The 22,102-nt window shown below is 37.1% G+C and carries 26 protein-coding genes; 21 read left to right on the top strand and 5 right to left on the bottom strand.

Annotated features, from left to right (window positions below; translation table 11 throughout):
- Nucleotides 1-2: 2 nt before the first annotated feature.
- Complete coding sequence (pdxR, locus tag LCP48_RS21820) at nt 3-1,394, bottom strand: MocR-like pyridoxine biosynthesis transcription factor PdxR (protein ID WP_216485348.1); 1,392 nt, start codon at nt 1,392-1,394, stop codon at nt 3-5.
- A 113-nt stretch (nt 1,395-1,507) separates the two neighbouring features.
- On the opposite strand from pdxR, the gene LCP48_RS21815 reads away from it, so the two are divergent.
- From LCP48_RS21815 to LCP48_RS21805, 3 genes are read left to right on the top strand one after another with little or no spacing between them, the layout of a single operon-like run.
- Entirely contained in the window at nt 1,508-2,458 is a 951-nt protein-coding gene (locus LCP48_RS21815) for a proline dehydrogenase family protein (protein ID WP_004231744.1), read from the top strand.
- 4 nt (nt 2,459-2,462) lie between these two features.
- Nucleotides 2,463-3,356: a DMT family transporter gene (locus tag LCP48_RS21810; RefSeq protein ID WP_039885084.1), complete on the top strand. Its 894-nt coding sequence runs from the start codon at nt 2,463-2,465 to the stop codon at nt 3,354-3,356.
- A 54-nt stretch (nt 3,357-3,410) separates the two neighbouring features.
- Complete coding sequence (locus LCP48_RS21805; RefSeq protein ID WP_016993074.1) at nt 3,411-3,776, top strand: YybH family protein; 366 nt, start codon at nt 3,411-3,413, stop codon at nt 3,774-3,776.
- Here the strand turns inward: LCP48_RS21805 and LCP48_RS21800 are convergent.
- A complete protein-coding gene (locus LCP48_RS21800; protein ID WP_004231748.1) occupies nt 3,773-4,567 on the bottom strand; it encodes a sulfite exporter TauE/SafE family protein in 795 nt (264 codons plus the stop codon). The genes LCP48_RS21805 and LCP48_RS21800 overlap by 4 nt on opposite strands.
- Before the next feature lie 170 nt (nt 4,568-4,737).
- Here LCP48_RS21800 and LCP48_RS21795 point away from each other — a divergent pair, with 170 nt between their 5' ends.
- The 13 genes from LCP48_RS21795 (at nt 4,738) to LCP48_RS21735 (ending at nt 15,773) form a co-directional block, all read left to right on the top strand.
- Nucleotides 4,738-5,217, top strand: coding sequence for a nucleotidyltransferase family protein (locus LCP48_RS21795; protein ID WP_225340514.1), 480 nt, complete (start codon nt 4,738-4,740; stop codon nt 5,215-5,217).
- Nucleotides 5,218-5,269: 52 nt separating this feature from the next.
- A complete protein-coding gene (locus LCP48_RS21790) occupies nt 5,270-5,734 on the top strand; it encodes a DinB family protein (protein ID WP_004231751.1) in 465 nt (154 codons plus the stop codon).
- 10 nt (nt 5,735-5,744) lie between these two features.
- On the top strand, nt 5,745-6,575 hold the full coding sequence (locus LCP48_RS21785; protein ID WP_004231753.1) for an AraC family transcriptional regulator: 831 nt from the start codon (nt 5,745-5,747) through the stop codon (nt 6,573-6,575).
- A 204-nt stretch (nt 6,576-6,779) separates the two neighbouring features.
- Nucleotides 6,780-7,763, top strand: a complete 984-nt coding sequence (locus tag LCP48_RS21780) for an ABC transporter substrate-binding protein (protein WP_202342287.1) — start codon at nt 6,780-6,782, stop codon at nt 7,761-7,763.
- A 155-nt stretch (nt 7,764-7,918) separates the two neighbouring features.
- Nucleotides 7,919-8,926 carry a FecCD family ABC transporter permease gene (locus tag LCP48_RS21775; RefSeq protein WP_009370610.1) on the top strand — a complete coding sequence of 336 codons (1,008 nt, stop codon included), beginning with the start codon at nt 7,919-7,921 and terminating at the stop codon, nt 8,924-8,926.
- Between the two features lie 28 nt (nt 8,927-8,954).
- Entirely contained in the window at nt 8,955-9,950 is a 996-nt protein-coding gene (locus LCP48_RS21770) for a FecCD family ABC transporter permease (RefSeq protein ID WP_051145726.1), read from the top strand.
- Nucleotides 9,951-9,979: 29 nt separating this feature from the next.
- Nucleotides 9,980-10,759, top strand: coding sequence for an ABC transporter ATP-binding protein (locus LCP48_RS21765; RefSeq protein ID WP_036218856.1), 780 nt, complete (start codon nt 9,980-9,982; stop codon nt 10,757-10,759).
- The gene (locus LCP48_RS21760; protein ID WP_009370613.1) at nt 10,759-11,529 is read left to right on the top strand and encodes an alpha/beta hydrolase; all 771 of its coding nucleotides are present in this window, start codon (nt 10,759-10,761) and stop codon (nt 11,527-11,529) included. The genes LCP48_RS21765 and LCP48_RS21760 overlap by 1 nt, the downstream gene beginning before the upstream one ends.
- 119 nt (nt 11,530-11,648) lie before the next feature.
- Nucleotides 11,649-13,220, top strand: coding sequence for a BCCT family transporter (locus LCP48_RS21755; RefSeq protein WP_009370614.1), 1,572 nt, complete (start codon nt 11,649-11,651; stop codon nt 13,218-13,220).
- A gap of 80 nt (nt 13,221-13,300) precedes the next feature.
- A complete protein-coding gene (locus LCP48_RS21750; protein WP_404805645.1) occupies nt 13,301-13,777 on the top strand; it encodes a GNAT family N-acetyltransferase in 477 nt (158 codons plus the stop codon).
- 11 nt (nt 13,778-13,788) lie between these two features.
- The gene (locus tag LCP48_RS21745; protein WP_225340513.1) at nt 13,789-14,436 is read left to right on the top strand and encodes a hypothetical protein; all 648 of its coding nucleotides are present in this window, start codon (nt 13,789-13,791) and stop codon (nt 14,434-14,436) included.
- A 72-nt stretch (nt 14,437-14,508) separates the two neighbouring features.
- On the top strand, nt 14,509-14,988 hold the full coding sequence (locus tag LCP48_RS21740) for a DUF4871 domain-containing protein (RefSeq protein WP_225340512.1): 480 nt from the start codon (nt 14,509-14,511) through the stop codon (nt 14,986-14,988).
- Nucleotides 14,989-15,260: 272 nt separating this feature from the next.
- Nucleotides 15,261-15,773, top strand: a complete 513-nt coding sequence (locus LCP48_RS21735; protein WP_004231770.1) for a YfiT family bacillithiol transferase — start codon at nt 15,261-15,263, stop codon at nt 15,771-15,773.
- 69 nt (nt 15,774-15,842) lie between these two features.
- Here the strand turns inward: LCP48_RS21735 and LCP48_RS21730 are convergent, their stop codons facing one another.
- Nucleotides 15,843-16,460, bottom strand: coding sequence for an exosporium glycoprotein BclB-related protein (locus LCP48_RS21730; protein WP_004231772.1), 618 nt, complete (start codon nt 16,458-16,460; stop codon nt 15,843-15,845).
- 163 nt (nt 16,461-16,623) lie between these two features.
- The gene (locus LCP48_RS21725; protein WP_009370619.1) at nt 16,624-17,811 is read right to left on the bottom strand and encodes a hypothetical protein; all 1,188 of its coding nucleotides are present in this window, start codon (nt 17,809-17,811) and stop codon (nt 16,624-16,626) included.
- Between the two features lie 235 nt (nt 17,812-18,046).
- Here LCP48_RS21725 and LCP48_RS21720 point away from each other — a divergent pair, with 235 nt between their 5' ends.
- The 4 genes from LCP48_RS21720 (at nt 18,047) to LCP48_RS21705 (ending at nt 20,374) form a co-directional block, all read left to right on the top strand.
- Nucleotides 18,047-18,697 carry a BMQ_0737 family morphogenetic spore coat protein gene (locus tag LCP48_RS21720; protein WP_004231775.1) on the top strand — a complete coding sequence of 217 codons (651 nt, stop codon included), beginning with the start codon at nt 18,047-18,049 and terminating at the stop codon, nt 18,695-18,697.
- Between the two features lie 84 nt (nt 18,698-18,781).
- Entirely contained in the window at nt 18,782-19,354 is a 573-nt protein-coding gene (locus LCP48_RS21715) for a hypothetical protein (protein ID WP_216485477.1), read from the top strand.
- Complete coding sequence (locus LCP48_RS21710) at nt 19,347-19,628, top strand: hypothetical protein (RefSeq protein WP_009370621.1); 282 nt, start codon at nt 19,347-19,349, stop codon at nt 19,626-19,628. The genes LCP48_RS21715 and LCP48_RS21710 overlap by 8 nt, the downstream gene beginning before the upstream one ends.
- A gap of 11 nt (nt 19,629-19,639) precedes the next feature.
- Nucleotides 19,640-20,374: a hypothetical protein gene (locus LCP48_RS21705; RefSeq protein ID WP_225340511.1), complete on the top strand. Its 735-nt coding sequence runs from the start codon at nt 19,640-19,642 to the stop codon at nt 20,372-20,374.
- A gap of 211 nt (nt 20,375-20,585) precedes the next feature.
- On the opposite strand, the gene rpmG is transcribed toward LCP48_RS21705, so the two are convergent.
- Nucleotides 20,586-20,735, bottom strand: a complete 150-nt coding sequence (gene rpmG, locus LCP48_RS21700) for a 50S ribosomal protein L33 (RefSeq protein ID WP_004231780.1) — start codon at nt 20,733-20,735, stop codon at nt 20,586-20,588.
- A 169-nt stretch (nt 20,736-20,904) separates the two neighbouring features.
- Between rpmG and LCP48_RS21695 the strand changes: the two genes are divergently transcribed.
- On the top strand, nt 20,905-22,098 hold the full coding sequence (locus LCP48_RS21695) for a GTP-binding protein (RefSeq protein WP_066037980.1): 1,194 nt from the start codon (nt 20,905-20,907) through the stop codon (nt 22,096-22,098).
- Nucleotides 22,099-22,102 lie beyond the last annotated feature (4 nt).

The raw sequence follows: 22,102 nt of genomic DNA, 5'->3' as shown, positions 1-22,102 counted from the left end.
TCCTAATGATAAATTGCTTGAAAAAGTCTAGTGATGCCTAGTTCAATTTCATGCTTTTGTAAATGACCATAGCCAATAATCAATCTGTTATTATATTTTCCCTTTTTAATTGTATGATCCTCTACGGGGTAAACCTTTACACCAAATTGCTCTATTTTCACTAATAAGTTTTGTGTAAAATCAATCTTCTCAAATTCTGCAACTAAGTGCATACCTGTAGAATAGCCGAATATCTTTATGTTATGTGAAAAAGTGGATTGTAAACATTGAATCAGAAAATCACGTTGGCTTTTATAGAACTTCTTCATTTTTGTAATATGTCTTTCCATATAGCCCTCCTCTATAAAGCGAGAAAGGATAAGCTGGTCTAAGGAAGGTGTATGTAAGTCCGTAAACCATTTTAATTGGCGGCATTTTTCAGTAAGCTGTGTTGGTAGGATAATGTATCCTATTCTTAATGCGGGAGAGAGAATTTTACTAAAAGAACCGATGTAGAGAACAAGCTCTGGGTCTAGGCCCTGTAAAGAGCTAACAGGTGGCCCTTCGTAGCGAAACTCACTATCATAATCATCTTCAATTAAAAAGCAATGATTCTTTCTAGCATACTCAATTAATTGAATTCTACGTTGAATAGGTAAGGTACTTCCTAAAGGAAATTGATGAGAGGGAGTTAGAAAGACAAGTTTAGGATCTATATTATCTGGTAATAGACTTGTTTTCATCCCAAATTCATCTACTGGTATCGGATAAATGGTAGCACCAGAAGCTTTAAAGATAGTTTGAATATCATTCGTTATAGGATCTTCCATAATAGCAATATCATTAGGTGACAGCAATAATCTTGAAACAAGCATCATTGCCTGTGTCGCACCAGATGTAATAATAATTTGCTCTGGATGACATTCAACGCCCCTTGTCCTTAATAAGTAGTGGGCAAGAGTATGCCTTAATTCTATGCGTCCCTCTGGAGCCCCGTATCCCAATATGGAGGATTCACTATCGTGCCAAAGTTGATGACTTATCTTCGCCCAAGTTTTACGAGGAAACAAGTCGAGTGCTGGAATACCCGAGCGTAAGTTTATAACTTCTTTCCCTACTATTGAATCTCCTGCTTTATTTGTAATAAAAGGTTTGGCCTGTTGTGGTAACAACGCCCCTTCTGCAACAAATGTACCAGCTCCTCTTCGTGCAATTAAAAATCCTTCGGCTAGTAACTGATCATAAGCTTCTAATATGACATTTCTTGATACTTTTAATTCTACTGAAAGCTCTCGTGTGGATACTAATTTTTCTCCTGCCTGAAGGTGTCCACTTAAAATTTTTTCCCGTATTTGCTGATAGATTTGACGATTTAAAGGAATATCTAATGCTCGATCAATAGGTATCCATAACATTTTACATACCTCCGATTTGAAAGTGGTACCTTTAAAATCACTTTAAAGTGGTTCTACAGTTACCAATTTTATCATGATAAAGTACTTACCAATACCGAAGAGGGGGAATAAATATGAAGAAAACAGAAGAATTAGTGATTCAAGCCTTAAAAGCCGCGGCACGAGACGAGCGCTTGAAATATTCGGTGCAACAATCGACAGAGCTCTACCCATTATTATGGAAAGCAGCAAAAAGGTATGTAACAGGGGAAAAGAGAGAGGATGCCATCACTGCTGCACGTAATTATCTTAATGACAATTATAATATCTCCATTGAATATATTGGCGAAAATACAACCAATTTAAGGGATTGTCAAAGAGCAAAGGATGAGCTTTTACAAGTAATTGAGGACATGGGGATTTTATCTTTGAAGCAAACAGTATCTTTCGATTTATCTCATATAGGTCTTTCTATTAATGCTGAGATTGCTTATAAGCACCTTGAAGAGCTTACACAAAAAGCTCAACAGTATGGAATAACTTTGATGATAAGTATGGAAGAATCCTCAAAGACTAGTGATATTATTACTCTTTACAAAAAAATAGCAACAAATTTTACAAATATCGGAATTACATTACAAGTTCATCTTTATCGTACAAAGGTAGATTTACAAGAACTTATGCAATATCCAGGAAAAATAAGACTTGTTAAAGGGGCTTTTCAAGAGCCTATCGATATAGCCATGATCAGATCAGAAGAACTGAATAAGCGTTATCTTGAGTATGTTGATCAGTTAGTAAATGCGAATCATCCGTTATCAATCGCTACACATGATGAAATGCTTATTCAAGAGCTAGAGCGACGTCAATATCTTGATAACTCAAATGTTGAAGTTGAGATGCTTTATGGTGTACGTCCTACATTACTCAATGAATTAAGACGGAAAGATTATCGTTGTAGAGTATATTTAACGTATGGAAATGAGTGGTACTTATATCTTTGCCACCGAATTGCTGAACACCCTGAAAACCTATATTTAGCAGTAACCGATATTATTAATGAATCCATTGAACGCGTAGTATAGAAAAATGAATAGATGGATCTGGAGTAGCGGGAAAGTTATTGTGGCAATGAGTATCGTTGGTAGTTCAGTTGTTGCGGGCAAGTTGGTTATTCAAAGCTTTCCAATTTTCTTAGCGAATGAACTAAGATTTCTTGTGGCTGCAATTATTTTAATTCCTTTGTGGATAAAGATAGAGGGATTTTCAACATTAAACAGAAAAGAGTTAGTAGCGGTTTTTTTACAAGCGTTATTAGGGGTGTTTTTATTTAATATATTAATGCTCCATGGTCTTTCAAAAACGACTGCTATGGAAGCTGGTATTATTACTGGTACTCTGCCAGTCTGCACTGCAATCCTATCCTATTTTATTTTGAAGGAGAAATTAACGAGGAATATGGGTATTAGCATACTTCTTGCCGTAGTGGGAGCTATCTTTATGAACATTGCTAACTATTCTGCTACTAACCATTATTCAACTTCATTATTAGGAAATCTATTCATTTTAGGGGCAGTATTTTGCGAATCTTTATTTATCATCATAGGTAAGTTAATTTCTTATCGTATGAGTGCTCTTACAGTCTCAACTATGGTTAGCTTATTTGGCGTCATATTATTTTTCCCATTGGCTGTAGCTGAAAGCAGATATTTTGAATTTGAAGAAATTTCAGCTGCAGAGTGGGGATTAGTATTGTATTTCGGCATTGTTGTAACCGTCATAGCGTTTCTTTTGATGCAACAGGGTCTTGCAGTAATTTCAGCATCGTGGGCAGGTGTACTTACTAGCTTATTGCCAATTAGTAGTATGATTTTATCTTCTATTCTATTGGATGAAAAAATAACTAATCTTCAGGTCTGTGGTTTTTTCTTAATTATAGCTGCCATCTATTTACTGTCAAAGCAGAAAGGGATAAGGAACTAGTGATTTATAAGAAGTTAATTATAGGATAATATTGTTAAAAAAGGAGGGGTGAAGATGACACATCAACAAGCATTGGAACAATATATCCAAGCAACAAATACCCATGATTTTAATCAAGTAAAGGCTATTTTGCATCCACAAGCAATTTATTGGTTCTCTGATAAAACTTGCACAACAACAGAGGAGATTGAGGCTTATTTCAAGCATGCATGGAATGTCATTAAAGAAGAGGTTTATTCAGCTACTGATGTAAAATGGTTAACCGTTGATGAAAAGACGGCTACCTGTCTCTATACATATCACTATGAAGGCTATCATAACGAAAAGTTTGTATCAGGTAGCGGTAGAGCGACTAATATTTTTACATTAGTTAACGATCAATGGAAGATAATTCATGAGCATTTGAGTAGTGGTCATTAAATTATTTTCAATGTAACTTGAACAAGCAACAATATAATAATCACTGTTAGTAGTGTTTTGGCTATTTTTAATGGAATGTAGGGGAGCACTAGGAGACCTAATTGGGAGCCTATAATGGAGCCTAGTGCCATAGCAATTGCATAGTGCCATTGAATAAAGCCAGTGTGATAAAAAACAATAAATGCACCTGTACAGCTCCCGAAGAGGAGTACTCGAGTGAGCTGTACAGCCTTTATGTAAGTATGATGAGTACGTAGATAGTGTAAGATGCTAAATGTCGAAGAGCCAGGGCCGAAACCACCATCATACATGGCGATGAAAAATGGTTGCCAAAAATGAGGTGCTTGATGTTCTAGCGAATTAGGAACTTCCGTCCACGCTTTATTTTTCAAAGTTATGACTAAAGCCAAAAGGAGTAGTACACAGGCCATATAGTTCATAGTTTGCTCAGACAGCGAAACAGCTAAAAGTGAGCCACAAATCCCCCCAACAATAGCAAGAGCTATATATTTAATGATAGATGTGAGATGTAGCTCCTTCTGATAGAGTAGATAAAAAATACTGGATAAAGACGAAATGCCTGTCGAAAATTTGTTTGTGGCAATACTTGTTTGAATCGGGATACCGACAAGCATCATGGCAGGAAGTGTAATGAGTCCACCACCACCCGCAATTGTACCGATAAAAGCAGCTACCATTCCGATACATACGAGTGTTAAAGAAATGTTTGCATAGAAAAGTCCAATTAAGCTAAGTAGTACAAATAACAACTGCAGGATCATTTTATTCATAAGCTTCTCCCTTTCTTTTATTAGCTTTAGGGTAAATGGTGTTGATATATAAATCTAATATATAATTTTTGGTGATTTATAAATTTAATTTATATTAATGGGGGCTGGCTGAATGAGATTGCTTCAAACGGAGGAAGAGTTGAAGAGCTTAAATAGCATCTGATGACTGGATGATGAGCATTTTATCCACAGTAGAAACTTTGCAATTACCGGATTGGTGGGTATGCGCAGGAATTATTCGCACAAAGTTATGGGATTTCCTTCACGATAAGGAGGAAAGAACACCAATTGCTGTTATTGATGTGATATATTTTGATAAAGAAAATTTAGCAGAAGCAGTAGAGAAGCAGTATGAGCAAGAACTGAGAAAGTTATCTTCAATTGAGCCTTGGTCCGTGAAAAATCAAGCACGGATGCATGTGCTAAATGGTAGTAATCCGTATAAATCGGCTATTGATGGCATTTCTCATTTTTCTGAAATACCAACAGCGATCGGTGTAAAGTTATCAGATGGGATACTAGAAATTACAGCACCCTATGGTATTCATCTTTTAGGAGCAGGCATTGTTGAGCCAACACCGTTTTACCTAGAAAATAGGGTGCCTATGCGATTTATCGGCAAAGAATTCAGCAAAAACAATGGCATTTGAGTTGGTCAGAATTGAAAATTCATCTTCAATAAAAAAGAAAGAGGGGGACCAATTGCAACAAGATAAAACCTATGTCATTAAACACTATAAAAAATCTTTAGATTGGATAGATAATTTGCGAGGGTTATCTGAGGCACAATGGCGTATGCCCATTGAACCTGGGAAATGGTCGGTTGCAGAGGTAATTGGGCATCTTCCTCCATGGGACAAGTTTGTGCAAAATTACCGAATTCCTTTTCTCTTTACAGATGAGCGTCTGCCGAAAGGGCCAGATGTAGCACATTTGAATACGATGGCAGCTAAGAAAAGCCGTGAACAAACAATGGAGGAAACATTGAATGATTTTATTTCCACAAGGCGTCAATTATTGCAGGACATTCAGCAATGGACAGATGAGCAATGGCAACAGTCATTTAAAATTGGGCAGTCAGAAATGACTATAATCGACTATTTTGTAGGATTAATCAATCATGATTTACATCATTTTTCACAGATTCAGAATGTTATACATGTATAGGAGTTAACATATGGATATCAAATATTTAATTGATTACTTTGCACATGCTTCTGTAAAATTTACAGATGTTTTTACTAAAAAAATGGAGCCAAGTGAAGTAGATGCTGGTAGAACAACAGCTCCTGAAAAGTGTGGTTTAGTAGTACCACTTGCAGGGAGTGCGATCTTTAGCTTTAATGGAACCCCCTATATGATGGAGCCAGGAATGATTGTCCATGCAGGCCCCCAGATGCCGTTAGAAGTGAGAGCGACTGGTCATAAAGGTTGGGAGTATGCAGTTGTTCATTATCGCCTACCAACAGAAGAAATAAATCTATATCCACTAGCCAAGAAACATTTTCTCATTAATACAGGTTTTAACACACAAATTATTAGCCATGTTCAGCAATTAGTGGAGAGCTATTCCTTTCCTGGCAATATGGCTGTATTCAAGTCTAAGACATTATTTATGAATTTGTTGGAAGATATCCTTGTGGCGGCAAAAATGCAAGTTTTAGATAGTGCCAGCGAATTAATGGAGCAGGCATTACAGTATATACATGAAAATTATGCAGAGCAAATCTCAGTATCAAATATCTCGATGGAATTGGGCATTGAGCGTCGTCGCTTTGCTTATTTATTTGAGCAGCATACAGGTATGAATCCAAGTACATATATAACAGAATACCGTATACGACGTGCGAAAGACTTACTAGAATATGGTGGAATACCTGTAGCTGAAATTGCGGAATGTGTTGGATATGTAGATTGTTTTTATTTTAGCAGAGTATTTAAAAAGTGTACGGGTTTATCTCCCTCAGCCTATCGCAAGTTAAAAATAGAGGAAGCCAGATATGTATAATTGACTGTTTCTTATAAAAAAGAAACAGTTTTTTTATTGCTTAAATCGGCAAAAATCCATGTCATTTTCGAAATCGTCCATTCACAATCTTTTTTCACTTTGTTAGGATAGTATCCGTAAATGATAATGAGTATCAATTATATATTGACTTATATATGAAAACGATTATCATTATCAATATGAGCTCGTTAGGGGAGAATATCTATGAATAAATATTTTAAAATGTGTGCACCTGCACTATTAGCATTATCACTGGCCGCATGTGGAACAGATAAAGCAGAGGAATCAACATCAACAGCTAATACAGCAGAGACAAGTGCAACAGCATCACAGACAGAGCAAGCTAAATCAACACAGACCATCACGTACTTAGGTGAGCCATATGAGCTACCAGCCGAAGTAAAGAACATTGTCGCTGCCAGTCTTGAATCAATGGAAGATGCGGCCATGCTTGGTATTAAGCCAGTAGGTGTCCTAGAAGTAGGTGGAAAAGTTCCTGCCTATCTAGCAACAGATTTTGAAGGAGCTACACTTGTAGGAAATAAAATGGAGCCAAATGCAGAAGCCATTCTTAATCTGGATCCTGATGTAATTGTGGGTACTTCGAAATTCCCTGAAGAAACGGCTGAAAAGCTCAACAAAATTCAAACAATGATTCCATATTCACATATTTCAACAAATTGGAAAGAAAATTTAACATTGCTTGCACAATTAGCTGGGAAGGAAGAGGATGCAAAGAACATCATCTCTGACTATGAAGCAAAAGTTGCTGATGCTCAAGTAAAATCCAAGGAGCAATTAGCAGATAAGCAAGTATTAATCATCCGTGTTCGTGGTGGAGTGATGTACATCTATCCAGCAGGTGTTTATTTAAACCCTGTTCTATATGAAGATTTAGGAGCACCTGTTCCAGAAGTTGTCACAACAGCTAAGGCGCAAGCGGAACTATCACTTGAAACATTAGCACAAGTAAATCCAGATGTGATTTTCCTACAATTCGAGGATTCAGAGAATAAGGATGCGCCAAAAGCTTTAGAGGAGCTACAAAAGAATCCAATTTTCACTAGCTTAAAGGCAGCACAAAATAATCAAGTTTTCGTCAACACAATTGAGCCATTAGCACAAGGTGGTACTGCTTGGTCTAAGGTGAAATTCTTAGATGCTGCGGCTGAAAAATTATTTAAATAGTATAAACAGGCTGGTAGTAGATTTGGTGGTATCACCGGGCTATTACCAGCCTTTTGTAAGATGTGGCATTTTTCATTGCAGGCAGTTGTTAAGGGTATACACTTAAGTGATTGATATTGTGTACCGCAAAATGGATAAAGAAAAAGGTGTGAAAGTTGAAAAAAACAAACATAGTGTCGTTTTCAATATTAGCGATATCTCCTTTCCTTATTGCCCTTGTGGCACTTATTTCTGTTATGTATGGGACAAAAGATATTAGTGCCATTACAGTATGGCAGTCGATGACAGCATTTGATCCATCGGATGTCGATCATCAAATTATAAGAACAGGCCGTATTCCAAGAGTTGCCGCGGTATTACTAGTTGGAGCATTTTTAGCAGTTGCCGGTGCAGTCATGCAGGGGATTACACGAAACTATTTAGCCTCGCCTTCATTAATGGGTGTCAATGATGGCTCTGCATTTGTCATTACATTAGCCATTGTTTTTTTTCCAGGGCTACCAAACTATCAAATGATTTTATTATCGATGCTTGGTTCTGCATTGGGAGCTGGTATTGTCTTTGGTTTTGGCTCGTTAATCCGCAATGGCTTATCTCCAGTAAGGCTAGCCATAATTGGAACGGTCATTGGCACATTTTTAAGTAGTATTGCTACTGCTATTGCGATGTATTTCCAAGTATCACAAACAGTAAGTGCTTGGTATAACACAAAGGTACATATGGTAAATATGGATATGCTGATTCTTTCTATTCCATTTGGTTTAACTGGGTTGATCTTGGCTTTATTATCGGCAAAAGCGATTACCATTACTTCATTAGGTGAAGATATTGCCATGGGGCTAGGACAGAAAACAAAAGCAGTACGTATTATTAGCATGCTAGCTGTCGTATGTTTGACAGGGACAGCGGTTGCACTTGTAGGGAAAATCGCCTTTGTAGGGCTAGTCATACCACATATTACACGCTTCCTTGTTGGTGTTGATTATCGCTATATTATTCCTTGTGCAGCTGTCATTGGAGCCTTTTTCTTAGCGCTTTGTGATGTCCTGAGCCGCGTTGTCAATTATCCATTTGAAACGCCAATTGGTGTCTTAACCGCATTGGTCGGTGTACCATTCTTCTTATATTTAGTTCGTAAGCACGGAGGTGAAAAACGTGCATAAAAAAACCTCAAGTGTATTCTTTTTAACCATGCTGATGCTTGTTTTAATGATTTTAGTTGCGAGCTATTTACATATTACAAATGGTGTTTTTGATATGTCTGTAATGGATGTCATCAAAACATTGCTACGGATCGAGTCAAATTCAAAGTTTGATCTTGTTATATTTGAGTTCCGTTTACCTCGGATTGTCATTGCTGGACTTGTCGGTATTGGCTTAGGTATGGCAGGAGTTGTATTACAGGGGATTACACGCAATGGACTAGCAGATCCAGGAATATTAGGGATTAATGCTGGAGCTGGTGCAGCAGTCGTACTATTCATGTACTTCTTTCAAGTAAAGCTAGTGAGTGCAGATATGAACAGCTGGATGTCAATTTTAATGATGCCACTATTCGGTTTTATCGGTGGAACAATTGCAGCTATCCTGATTTTTTCATTTGCTTTAAAAAATGGTCATCTGGATATGCAGCGATTAATCTTAACTGGAATAGCTATCAATAGTGGATTTGGAGCTTTGTCCTTGTTCCTATCCTTAAAAATGAGTGCACAAGATTTTGAATCAGCGGCTATTTGGATGGCAGGTTCAATTTATAATGCGAATTGGATCTTTGCGCTTACGATGCTACCTTGGCTTTTGATTTTAGGAATATATGTGCGTAGAAAATCATATTTACTCGATTATTTTCAGCTTGAAGAGGATAGCATCACAAGTTTAGGAATAGCTGTTGAAAAGGAGAAAATGAAGCTGTTACTAGCCAGTGTAGGTCTTGTCAGTGCTTGTGTGTCTGTATCAGGGAGTATTGGATTCATAGGTTTAATGGCCCCACACATTGCCAAGCAGCTTGTTGGTATTCAGCACCGTTATGTTATGCCAGTGAGTGCTTTAATTGGTGCAGGTCTGTTAATCCTCGCTGATTTTATTGGTAAAACCGTTTTTGCACCATCGGAACTGGCTGTAGGTATTGTCGTTTCAATTATTGGGATTCCATATTTCTTGTATTTACTGGTGAAATCTAAGGCATAGGAGGAAATAGCGTGCAAACTGCATTTAGAATGGAAAACCTGGCCTCTGGTTATGAGCAGGTACGTGTCTTTGAAGGGTTAAATTTGACGATAGAAGAGGGCAAAGTGACTACAATCATCGGTCCAAATGGTTGTGGTAAATCTACACTCCTTAAAACGATAGGACGTATTTTAAAAAAACAACAAGGTACGGTATTTTTGCAGGAGCAAAATATGCAAAATTTATCGACCAAAGATATTGCCAAGAAACTAGCAATATTATCTCAAACACCGATAGCTCCTGGTCAATTGAAAGTGGAGGAGTTAATTGCGTATGGTCGCTATCCACATCGCAACAATGTCAATCGTTTAACGAATAAGGATGAGGAAATGATTGAATGGGCTTTAACGGTTACTAATACGATGGAATATCGAAATAGGGAGCTTGCCCAGCTTTCAGGAGGTCAGCGTCAGCGTGTTTGGCTGGCTATGGCCTTAGCACAAGAAACAAATATCTTGCTATTGGATGAACCTACTACTTATTTAGATATGGCGCATCAGCTAGAGGTATTGGACATTGTTAAAGGTTTAAATGAGCACCACAGCTGTACAGTAGTGATGGTTCTACATGATATTAACCATGCGGCCAGATACTCAGATCATCTTATTGCAATGCGTAAGGGTATTATTATGCAAACTGGCACGCCACAGGAAATTTTAAGTGCTGAGGTAATGCGTAAAGTATTTAATATTGATGCACGCATTATGGAAGATCCTGTAACCAATACACCTGTATGTTATGGCTATGAAATTTTGAAGGAGGATATCTAATGAATACAACTAAAGTAGACTACGTTACACAACAAATGACTTCAAAATTGACAAATTATTCGTACACGATTAACATCTATGTGCCTGAGGAGGAAGCACCACAAGATGGCTTCCCAGTTTTGTATGTACTCGATGGCTCATCCTATTTTAACCTTGTAAAGGAAGCGGTGCGTCTACAAAGTCGTAATGCACCAAAAACAGGTATCCTTCCGGCTATTGTTATTGGAATTGGTCATGGCGACGATATGCGTGAAAGAAGATTTTATGATTTTACAGCACCTGCGGAGTCGTATATTTATCCAGCAAGATTTAAAGGAAAAGGTCATGAAAAGCTTGGAGGAGCAGTGGATTTTAGTCGCTTTATAGAAGAAGAGTTGAAGCCAACGATTGAGGCACAGTATCCAGTAAATCGAGCACAGCAAGCTTTATTTGGTCATTCCCTAGGAGGTTACTTTACACTGTGGCAATTATTTCACCACCAATCAAGCTTCCAGGGCTATCTAGCTATTAGCCCATCCATTTGGTGGAATGAGCATGAATTAGTGCACTGTGCTTCAGTATTTCTGAACGAACATCAAGATATGAACGAAACTTTGTTTTTGAGCGCAGGTGAACTTGAAACCTTTATGGTGGATGATGCGCGCCAAATGGCGACCGTATTAGAAAAAATAATGAATGTTGAATTTTATGAGGCTTTAAACGAAAATCATGCTTCGATCGTACCTACTGTTATGAGTAGAGCCATACGTTTTATGCATAAATCACATTAATGATAGACCGCATTGTCTTTTGATAATGCGGTTTCTTTTTTATTTATTAATAAAATTACCGAATGGTACGCATAATAAAGGAAATTTGGTCATCTGCCTGGGATAAATGGAGGCGCTGTATGCAAAAAAAAATTTTAAAAAACCCAGTATTTCTTATTTCTAGTGGAGTAATTTTTCTTTTAGTCATTATTGGAGCAACGATACCAGAAAAATTTAAGAACGTAGCAAACAGCGTATTTCATATGACTACGGATTATTTCGGCTGGTTTTATTTATTGACAGTCTTTATTATCGTTATTTTTTTATTCGGCTTGGCAATTAGTAAATATGGCACCATTCGCTTAGGGACAGAAGATAGTCGACCTGAATTTAGCTTTCTAACATGGATTTCCATGCTTTTTTCCGCAGGACTTGGCGTAGGCTTGGTCTTTTGGGGAGTAGCTGAGCCAATGAGTCATTACTTTTCACCACCTTTTAGCTCTACGGAACCTTTAACAACAGATGCTGCAAGACTTGCCATGGGCTATTCATTCTTTCATTGGGGTATAAGCCAATGGTCAGTGTATACTATTATGGGACTGGTCATGGCCTATGTACAATTTAATAAAAAACGAAATTTATTAATCTCTACAGCTTTAGAGCCAGTCACTGGTTCTAATCGTATAGTCAAAAATACGATTGATATTCTGGCAGTTATTGCTACAGTTATGGGTGTAGCCACGTCTATTGGCCTCGGAGTTCTACAAACAAATGGGGGATTGAAATTTGTCTTTGGCTTGCCAAATACATTTTTTATACAAATATCTATTATTGCCATTATGTTTGTAGGCTATATGTTTTCTTCTACGACAGGTCTTCAAAAAGGGATTCGTATTTTAAGTAATGTTAATATGGGCCTTGCGATTGTTCTGTTGCTTTTTGTATTTATAACAGGCCCTACAGTTTTCATTCTAGAAACTTTTACATTAGCAATTGGGGATTATATTTCAAATTTTATTCAGTATAGCCTTCGCATGCAGCCATATGTGGGGGGAACTTGGGTAAAAGATTGGACTATTTTTTATTGGGCTTGGGCTATTGCTTGGTCTCCGTTTGTGGGATCATTTATAGCTCGTGTATCTAAAGGTAGAACGATTCGAGAATTTATTATAGGGGTTTTAATTATCCCACCCCTTATTGCCTGTTTTTGGATTGCAGTCTTTGGTGGTACTGCCATGTGGTTTGATTTACATGAAAATGCACATATAGCTGAAGCGGTTAGTAATGATGTTACAATGGCACTTTTTCAAATGCTTGAACATTTGCCATTATCACTGTTAGCCCCAGTTATAGGCATAATGTTAATTTTTACTTTCTTAATCACTTCTGCTGATTCAGCTACATTTATTATGGCTAGCATGACGTCCAGAGGTTCTTTAAATCCCACAATTTTATCAAAGTTAGTATGGGGTGTTTTAATGGCAGCTATTTCAGGCGTTTTATTGTATACAGGGGGTCTTGAAGCATTACAAACGGCCTCGTTAATCGCTGCATTACCTTTTACAGTAGTTTTACTTTTATTAATGATTTCGTATATTAAGATGATGAAGGAAGAGATTATTCCTCTTAAGAAAAAGGATATTCAACGTTTGAAAATAGCGAGAAAGCATATTGAAAAGGAAGCAAAAATAAAAGACAAACATACTAAGTAGTAGGCCGTATTAGAAATAATACGGTTTCTTTTTGTTTTAACATACATTATTATGAATAAAAAAACGATTAGGGGTGCTTTATGATGGAAATTGTGTTAGCAGAGTGCAAGGATGCCCCAGTAATACATCAGTTGATGCTACAGGCGTTTCAAGAATATGAAAAAGCTACTCCACCATCCAGTGCGCTAAGTGAAATGGTGTATTCTATTGAGCAGGCAATGGAGCAAAGTGAACAAGCGTTTATTGGCTATATCAATAAACAGCCAGTTGCCATGGTAAGGTTTAAACTCAGTACAACGGGGATTTATTTTTTTAGACTTTCAGTTATCCCAGAAAGACAAGGACAAGGTTTAGCTAAGGCACTAATTTCTTGGCTTGAACAATATGCACTATCGAAGGGGATAACAATTAGTCAGTGCAAAGTACGTATGAGTGTTCCGCGTAATATTGAGTTATATCGTTCATTAGGTTATGTTGTAACGAAAGAGGAAATGGTGAAGAATTGTAATGGTAACTCTCTAGTAATAGCAACAATAGAAAAGAAACTTTCCAATTAGGAGGAATTTAATTGAGAAAAAAGCTTGGCTGCTTGCATGCTCATTGTTCCAATATAGAATACATAGAGCAGGCTTTTCAAAGCGCTGAAGACATAGAGATACTCCATTTTGTAGACCCTGGCGTGATACAGCACGTGTCTAAAGGTAGTGATGGTTTAGCGCGTAAAGTTAAGGAGCAAATTGAATGGATAATTAGCTGTGATGTGGATGCCATTTTAATAACGTGTACAAATTACATTGCCTTATTAGAGGGAGAAACTTTTTCTAATCCCCTGATCCCTATTATAAAGATTGATGAGCCCTATTTTGAAAATATATGTAGTAAGCAACAGCCTCAAATAATTCTTTTCTCAAATCCAGCGACTGTTGAAGGAACGATGGCAAGACTTCACCAATATGCTAAACAACGAGGAATATCAGTAGATGTAGAGGCAAAAATTATTGAACATACATTTGAGCTTATTATGCAGGGGAAAAAGGAAGCCTATGATGAGGCTATTTTAAGAACTTTACATACTTTATCAGCTGAGCAAAAATTTCTATCTGTAGCCCAGCTATCGATGGTGGATGCAGCACAACGATTTGAAGATCACACGGTGATTACAATTCTACATCCATTAAAGTCATTAGTTGATATTGTAAAGCGTACGATAAAATGATAGTTTCGTAATTTACAGAATTATCTGTAACAATCTGGTTATAACAAACGTTTCATAAGAAAGGGGGATGTTATGAAACGAGTTGTATTTTTATGTATATTGCTATTATTTTTAGTAGGTTGTACAGATAAAGCAAATGTTACAATGCCAGAGGATCTACCTGATTTTGTGCAAGAAAGTGATATTGCATCAGTTGATTGGAATCAAAAGGCAGTGGAATTTGGTGATAGAGGCATTATTGGTAATGCTGATAAGTCGGGTGTCATTGGCGCAGATATGCCAAGTTTAAGCATACAAAAATGGATGTGGCATCTATGGGGAATAGATGAAGTACGAGATACAGAATTAACGGTTATTGGATACCATAGAGAATCTCAAGTCATACAACCGATTTTAGTGGATGGTTGGAGCATAGGACTCGGCGGACCTGTTAATGGAGCAGATGCACATACACCTTCTCATGTGAAAATTCCTCAGTCTGGTGAATGGGCTATCCTACTGTATACAAATGAAAAATACTTTGATACGTTGATATACGATATCCAGGAATAATAGTAAACCCTTATGTTATAAGTATATAAACTTATAAAATAAGGGTTTTTGATTGTTTGAATATGTATTGGGAAAGGAGGTGTATGTTGTGCATTTGTAAGCTTACATTGTGTATTGCTTTCATATTTCTGAAATGCACAAGATGCTGAAGACGCCATTCAGAAAGTATATGTAAATACGAAAAGCTATTGAACATAGATAATTACAGTGCATGGTTGTAGCAAGAAAAATATTAAATTGGTAATATAAAAAGTAAAATGGAGGTCAGCAATATGAGAGATTTACGTTATCCTATTGGACAATTCCAATTTCCCAAAGAAATGAATTCACAACAGGTACTAGAGTGGATTAATGAAATCCGTTTGTTACCAAAACAACTTGCAGAGGCATTAAGTGGTGCAAGCGAGCAAGACTTAGCAAAATCTTACCGTGAAAATGGCTGGACCGTGACACAGCTAGTCCATCATATTGCTGATAGTCATATGAATAGCTATATCCGTTTTAAGCTAGCGTTAACAGAGGATGTACCAACCATTAAGCCATACAATGAGGCAGAATGGGCACAGCTACCAGATTCTGAAATGCCAGTAGCAATTTCATTTAATTTAATTGAAAGCTTACATGAACGTTGGGTTTATTTACTGTCAAGCTTATCGGATGAACAATTACAAAGAGCCTTTAATCATCCTGATTCAGGCCTAACGACTCTTGAGCATGCAATTGGCCTTTATGCATGGCATGGTAAGCATCATTTGGCACATATTCAGAATGCTTTGGTTAAATAAATATGGATGTTTTATGAAAAAACAAGTGATTTCTGCTAATAAGGAAATCACTTGTTTTCATTTTTTATTTTATACGATAGTAATACCAGCACTTGCGTTACCAGCAAGTGTAGCAGCTACTCCTGTAGTAGTCATAGAGAATACCATTAGTAAACGATCACCGGTACTTACAGGTACTGAAACGTTTGCACTACCACTTGCAATCGTACCTACAGCTAATGCTAATAATGGTAAAGCTGGTGCTAAATCAACAAATGCTCCAGTTGGGCTGAAAACGTTGCTTCCTGAAACTGCACGGTAAATTTGTGCTCTGACAGTCGCTGTTCCAGTTAGAGTTAAAGCAGCAGTTGCTGAGATTGTAGCAGAAATAGATGTAATTGTACCTGGACGTGGAACAGTAAATGCTTCTGTAGCAAGACTAGATGTTAAATCGATATTAACGCCAGCAAGAGCAACCCCTGGAACAGATGTACCAAATCCAACAAGACTTACAGTACCAACTAAACCAGTAGCAAGAGACACTAAAGCAACAGGAGTTATTCCTGATGAGAATGGGATAATAGAACCAGTAGCTACTGGTGGAGTAATACATGCAGCGTCAATTGCAACAAAAGGTCCCAGTGCAGTACACTCCCCGTTACCATGACCGTTACCTGAACAGCCACACATTGAGTTATTCAAACACATTTTTACACCCCCTTTCTTCATTATTCTATTCATTTCAGATTAGGGGTTAAGGGCAATTATCTATTTCACCTATAAATTCAATGATTTCTTAACGACAGCTTTTATTTGACACATAAATACATCCACTATGTATGTTTTGACATAGTGGATGTTTAAGATAATGTTAACTCCATCTTTTAAAGAAATCGAAAAATGAGTTTTTTCCCTTTTTATGTTCTTCCTCAATCGGCTTGTTTACAGGTTCAAGTTGCATGATCTCTTCTTCAAAGGACGGATGAACCTCATAGGTTGCATCAGCATGATACACTTCAACATATTCTTCTGTTTCCAATGAAGGAGAGTGATCTATAGCTGCAGGTTCTGCTACTGTTTCCGCAATGAATTGGTTGAGAGGCTCACTAGCTATTGCTTCAATGTTTTGACTAACAGGCTCGCTAGGTTGCTCCAAGATAACTCGTTCTATCGAGTCATTCGTTACAATGGGATTCTCAAGATTGTTATGTTCATTCTCAATTTTCACAACCTCCATAGGATTATTTAATGTTTCAGTTTTAGTGCTATCTGATTCATTAACTATAGAAGATTGTAAAGTATCATTCTCGATGTTTTCTTCACTTGAAGCAGGCTTTACGACAGATGGATCATAAACACTTACTGGAACTTCCTTTGCATCCATGGCATTTTTAAAATGGAAGGTGGATTCAACTGTCGTGTTTCTGTATAAACCATTGTATATTTGGCTAGGGTGCGTATTGATTGATTGGAAATATTGCTGATTAAAATGCCGTTCTTCAGGTTTAGTTTCCAGTAGACCATTCTGAGGAGAGGGACTCCCGATATTTACATTTGGTTGGTGGTTTTTGGCTTTACCTGCCACACTTTGTAGTAGTCTATAAGAAGGTTGTGCTGATGTAATTGTAGTTTGATCTGCTGTCTGTGTCATTCTAGGTTGTCTAGGTAAAAGATTAGAATAAGCTTGAGCAGGCATGTCAATGGAGGGAGGTACGGTTTTTGTATCATTTCCTTTAACTGGCAATAATCTATTTAAAATTGATAAAATCTCTTGGTTCATTCCTTCAATGGTTTGATTCAAAGACTCAAGCTGTGTTGAAAGAACCTTAATTTGATCGTCGTATCCTTTTATATATGAATTTTGTTTAGTATCCAATGTCTCGGTAATCCCTTCTAAAAGGGCCATCTGTGTTTTTAGTCCATCAAACTCCTGCTTCATATAAAGGAAATCTTCAATTGACTCCCCCATTTTTAACGAGGTTAACGATTCTCTATAAGATTCAATTTTTTGCTTTAAATTTTCAATTTCTTGAGTGGTATACAATTTTGACTCTTCCATTGTAGTTCACCCCTTTCAGTCCATTATTAGTTTATTAAAAATATTGACTTTCTGTTACAAATATAACGGTTCTTTCAACATTTTGATTCCTATCGTTAATGATGGAAGTGTATGAAAACGAATCTTGATTGATTTTAATAAATATCCAATGTAACTATTTGTTAGCCCATGCACTTATAGCTGAAAAACATATGCTACAAACGAAAGATAAAAATTTTATGGAGGTGTCAAAAGGATGCAAGAGCATATGCCATCCCAGGCGCAGGAACTAATCTGTATAAATGTTGATAAGGTATACGACTGGATTGTAAAAGAAATGTCGTTTGATATTTCACCTACTGGACCAATTACATTCCCAGGTGTTACAGCAACTACTGACTTAACAGGTGCTATTGTTACTTGTCGAGTAATTCCAGCAACTACAAATCCAATTGTGATTCTGAACCGTGAGAATCGCCAATTCTCTATTGATGGATCAACTGTTTGTCTGCAACATCTAAATGTTCAAAAGAACTTCATTCTAACAATTGTCGTTACTTTACCTAATGGTACTGTTTTCACAAGCAATAATATTCCAGTTTCTCGCTGTGAGCAAGTGACATTATGTGCACCTAAGGGAACAGACGTTGAAATTTTATACACAGATTTAGATTGCTTCGTTTGTACAACTGGAACACTTAGTGTTGGAACAGGTGCTGCAGCAGGTACAATCACGTTCTCTGCGTTGACAATTACTGTTGCTGTTTGTCAAAGTATTCAATCTACATTCCCGGTTACTGTGGAATTTTTAGCAACTTTCTGCGAACCAAGAGCAGACTTACCATTCTCATGTCCAACTGCGGTTCGTCCACAACAATGCCCAGTTATTTTCCCAACTGTTGGTTAATTGTGATAACAAAAAGAAGAAAGTCATACTATGAAGAGAGGGTAATCCTCTCTTTTTTTAATGGAAATAACAAGGAGGTTTAAAGTGGCAGATCGTATTGAAGACAAGATACAGGCACTAAAAGAACAAACAAATGCCTATGTTCATGATATTAAAAGGTTGGTTGAGGAATTAGCAATTCCGAATAGGATTAACCTCATTAGTTATTTTACAACTGCACTTAATATTTCTTATGATCCTGAGCAAGAGAGTTTATGTTTAGGCTCCTATCATATTCGTAATATTGGTAGTGTAGCCGTCACGAACCCATCTTTGTGTATAACAATACCCAAGGAGTCACCGTTTTACTTTTCAGGGAGATATGTTCATGAAAATTTCACTCCGAATTTTAAAACACAGGGGCAGAGTCAGTGGGAGCGTTTTAATGACAAATCAAGCAAAGAGGAGTATTGGCTGAGACCAGTTGGTAAATTAACAATCGAACCGAATGAAACCATTTCATTTACCAATTTTCAAATAAAATGGTCCCATAATTTATCATATTCAGGCACGATTATGGGTTTTACATATTGCGATCAGCTCACAGAAGGTGTTGTTGTTTTAAATCCAATTAATCTAAATGGAATAGGCCAATCACAGGAGGAAGACAATGGGTGACAACGAAAAACAAGAGTTTGGTAGTGTAATTCAACAATTAGTGAAGGAACAGCTAAGTCGTCGTAATGAACAAGACAATAGCTTTGCCTTCCTCGAAAAAAGTACATTACAGCTATTAATTGCCTATCTTGTTTCAGGCGAAAATAGTCATGTTGATCAATTAGAGAATTCAAAGTCAGAAGAAAAATGGATGAAGCAGCTGGATGATTTACTAGAGGAAAATAGAGAGCAGCTTGAAGAGGTGGTCAATTTACTAAAAAGATATTCAGGCTAGGGGGTGTGATGATGGACAATGATATTGTGAAAAACAATGATCCAATACAGCTCCAACAAATGATTATTTTTTTAAGGGCCGAGTTAGCCAAGTACAAAAATGAAGTAAAAAGACTTAGAGATAGTGATTATTATGCTTTGGTTCTTCGACTTGAAAGAGAAAATGTTCAATTAACAAGGCATAAAAAAGATCTTTCGATGGAGCTCCTAAAGTTGAAAAGAGACTTTGATAAAGAATTGCAAGCTTACGATGAAGAAATTCAGAAGAGAGAAGCGCAAAGAAAAAAGCAAATTGCATCCATTGAGGCATTATTAAAGGAATTGGCAGAATTGCGGGTTGAAAATAAGTCATTGATGGACAAATTTCAAGCATCAAAGGAGACTTCGATCGATTCAAATGAAAGGTCTATTGTGGAAGGCATAGATAAAAAGTTAAGTGACTATACAACCATAGCAAGTAAACAAATGGAGAATATTTTAGAGACACTAGAAAAATACCATAGAGAGAAAGTAGAATCGGACAGCCTTCATCGACATTTACTAAGTGAGTTAGAGACGAAAAATCTAGATATTGAGAGATTATCCAATGAAATAGTTGCATTAAAGAAACAATCTAAGGATGGTAGCACATCAATGAAACAAGGAGTTAATATTGATGAACAAATAGATTTTAGATTACGCATGCTCGATGAATTAGATGAGAAATTGAATGAACTAGCGTTAGAAATCAATAGTGAGCAGCTTTAGCTATAAAATTTCATCATGACTGTTTCAAAAGTATGCCTTTGAAACAGTCATTTTTTTGATTTGCATAAAAAGCTTTTAAGAAGGTTCAACCGCTCACAAAGAAGAGGAAGGCGCTCCAAAGCAGGTTAACCCCGCTCACAAAGTAGAAGACACCGCTCTAAAACAGGTCAGACCCGCTCATGAGGATCTCATCATGCCCCCCATTCCAATATTATTTTGTTTCTCTATGCAGGGTTACACGCTTCAGGCGAGGGGAGTACTTTTTAAGCTCCAATCTTTCGGGATTATTGCGTTTATTTTTAGTAGTAATATAGTTTTTATCACCTGTTTCAGTACAGGCTAGTGTTACTTGTACACGCATTGAAGGACCTCCTTTTAAATAGTAATTATTACGATTTAAACAATATATTTCTCACTGGATATTGTCAAGTTTAATTTCACTAGTAATAAAAAGCTTTGCATTTTCCAAAGTAATATGATTTAATTACAAATTGTAAATAGTAATGATTACGATTTGAGGAGTTGTAAGAATGACAAAGAAAATTCCTGTTACAGTATTGAGTGGATATTTAGGTTCTGGTAAGACAACAATGATGAATCATGTATTGCAAAACAAAAAGGATTTACGTGTCGCTGTTATTGTGAATGATATGAGTGAAATTAATATTGATGCGGAGCTTATCGCAAATGGTAGCGGTATATCACGTACAGAAGAGAAATTTGTGGAGCTATCGAATGGTTGTATTTGCTGTACATTACGAGAGGATCTATTGCAGGAGGTGGAACGTCTTTCGAAGCTAGGCAATATTGATTACATTTTGATTGAATCGACAGGGATTAGTGAGCCGATTCCAGTTGCACAAACATTTAGTTATTTAGACGAGGAGCTTGGCATTGATTTAACGAAGTTTTGTCGATTAGATACAATGGTTACTGTCGTAGATGCCCATCGTTTTTGGCATGATTTTCAGTCTGGGGAAAGCTTATTGGAGCGGAAGGAAGCTGTTGGTGAATTAGATGAGCGTGATGTTGCAGACCTTCTTATTGATCAAATTGAATTTTGTGATGTCCTTATTTTAAATAAGTGCGATTTAGTATCCGCAGAGGAGCTTGAGCGATTAGAACGTATTTTACGTGCATTACAGCCTGAGGCAAAACTTATACGTACAACAAATGGTGTTATTGATCCAGTTGAAATTTTAAATACGGGGCGCTTTGACTTTGAACGTGTCTCTGAATCGGCTGGTTGGTTAAAGGAGTTGGAGCTTGGTCATGAAAACCATACACCAGAGACTGAGGAGTACGGGATCTCTTCCTTTACCTATAAACGCAAAAGACCGTTTCATCCGATGCGCTTTGTTGAGTGGTGTGATCACATGCCAGATTCAATAGTACGAGCGAAGGGTATTATTTGGAGTGCAAGACATCAGGAAGTTGCGCTATTATTATCGCAAGCGGGGTCATCTGCAAAAATTGAACCAGTCTCTTATTGGGTAGCAGCTCTTTCTCAAGCCCAGCAGCAGGATGTATTCCAGCAAAGCCCTGAAGTATTGGAAGATTGGGATGAAGAGTTCGGAGATCGAATGACACAACTTGTTATTATTGGCATTGATCTAGACCGAGAAGACATCACTAAACAGTTGGACAACTGTTTGTTAACAAATGAAGAGTTTCAGAACCCTTGGGAAAGTCTACAAGATCCCTTTAACTGGGAATGGCAATAAAGAA

Source organism: Lysinibacillus capsici, from assembly GCF_020217405.1.
Classification (GTDB): domain Bacteria; phylum Bacillota; class Bacilli; order Bacillales_A; family Planococcaceae; genus Lysinibacillus; species Lysinibacillus capsici.
Note: the sequence above shows the minus strand (reverse complement) of the source record. Positions and strands in the feature narration are given on the sequence as shown.

Excerpts from the sequence above, each read along its gene's own strand:
- pdxR (WP_216485348.1), bottom strand. The coding sequence starts at position 1,394 with ATGTTATGGATACCTATTGATCGAGCATTAGATATTCCTTTAAATCGT.
- LCP48_RS21815 (WP_004231744.1), top strand. The coding sequence starts at position 1,508 with ATGAAGAAAACAGAAGAATTAGTGATTCAAGCCTTAAAAGCCGCGGCA.
- LCP48_RS21810 (WP_039885084.1), top strand. The coding sequence starts at position 2,463 with ATGAATAGATGGATCTGGAGTAGCGGGAAAGTTATTGTGGCAATGAGT.
- LCP48_RS21805 (WP_016993074.1), top strand. The coding sequence starts at position 3,411 with ATGACACATCAACAAGCATTGGAACAATATATCCAAGCAACAAATACC.
- LCP48_RS21800 (WP_004231748.1), bottom strand. The coding sequence starts at position 4,567 with ATGAATAAAATGATCCTGCAGTTGTTATTTGTACTACTTAGCTTAATT.
- LCP48_RS21795 (WP_225340514.1), top strand. The coding sequence starts at position 4,738 with ATGATGAGCATTTTATCCACAGTAGAAACTTTGCAATTACCGGATTGG.
- LCP48_RS21785 (WP_004231753.1), top strand. The coding sequence starts at position 5,745 with ATGGATATCAAATATTTAATTGATTACTTTGCACATGCTTCTGTAAAA.
- LCP48_RS21780 (WP_202342287.1), top strand. The coding sequence starts at position 6,780 with ATGAATAAATATTTTAAAATGTGTGCACCTGCACTATTAGCATTATCA.
- LCP48_RS21770 (WP_051145726.1), top strand. The coding sequence starts at position 8,955 with ATGCTGATGCTTGTTTTAATGATTTTAGTTGCGAGCTATTTACATATT.
- LCP48_RS21765 (WP_036218856.1), top strand. The coding sequence starts at position 9,980 with ATGGAAAACCTGGCCTCTGGTTATGAGCAGGTACGTGTCTTTGAAGGG.
- LCP48_RS21760 (WP_009370613.1), top strand. The coding sequence starts at position 10,759 with ATGAATACAACTAAAGTAGACTACGTTACACAACAAATGACTTCAAAA.
- LCP48_RS21755 (WP_009370614.1), top strand. The coding sequence starts at position 11,649 with ATGCAAAAAAAAATTTTAAAAAACCCAGTATTTCTTATTTCTAGTGGA.
- LCP48_RS21750 (WP_404805645.1), top strand. The coding sequence starts at position 13,301 with ATGATGGAAATTGTGTTAGCAGAGTGCAAGGATGCCCCAGTAATACAT.
- LCP48_RS21740 (WP_225340512.1), top strand. The coding sequence starts at position 14,509 with ATGAAACGAGTTGTATTTTTATGTATATTGCTATTATTTTTAGTAGGT.
- LCP48_RS21735 (WP_004231770.1), top strand. The coding sequence starts at position 15,261 with ATGAGAGATTTACGTTATCCTATTGGACAATTCCAATTTCCCAAAGAA.
- LCP48_RS21730 (WP_004231772.1), bottom strand. The coding sequence starts at position 16,460 with ATGTGTTTGAATAACTCAATGTGTGGCTGTTCAGGTAACGGTCATGGT.
- LCP48_RS21725 (WP_009370619.1), bottom strand. The coding sequence starts at position 17,811 with ATGGAAGAGTCAAAATTGTATACCACTCAAGAAATTGAAAATTTAAAG.
- LCP48_RS21720 (WP_004231775.1), top strand. The coding sequence starts at position 18,047 with ATGCAAGAGCATATGCCATCCCAGGCGCAGGAACTAATCTGTATAAAT.
- LCP48_RS21710 (WP_009370621.1), top strand. The coding sequence starts at position 19,347 with ATGGGTGACAACGAAAAACAAGAGTTTGGTAGTGTAATTCAACAATTA.
- LCP48_RS21705 (WP_225340511.1), top strand. The coding sequence starts at position 19,640 with ATGGACAATGATATTGTGAAAAACAATGATCCAATACAGCTCCAACAA.
- rpmG (WP_004231780.1), bottom strand. The coding sequence starts at position 20,735 with ATGCGTGTACAAGTAACACTAGCCTGTACTGAAACAGGTGATAAAAAC.
- LCP48_RS21695 (WP_066037980.1), top strand. The coding sequence starts at position 20,905 with ATGACAAAGAAAATTCCTGTTACAGTATTGAGTGGATATTTAGGTTCT.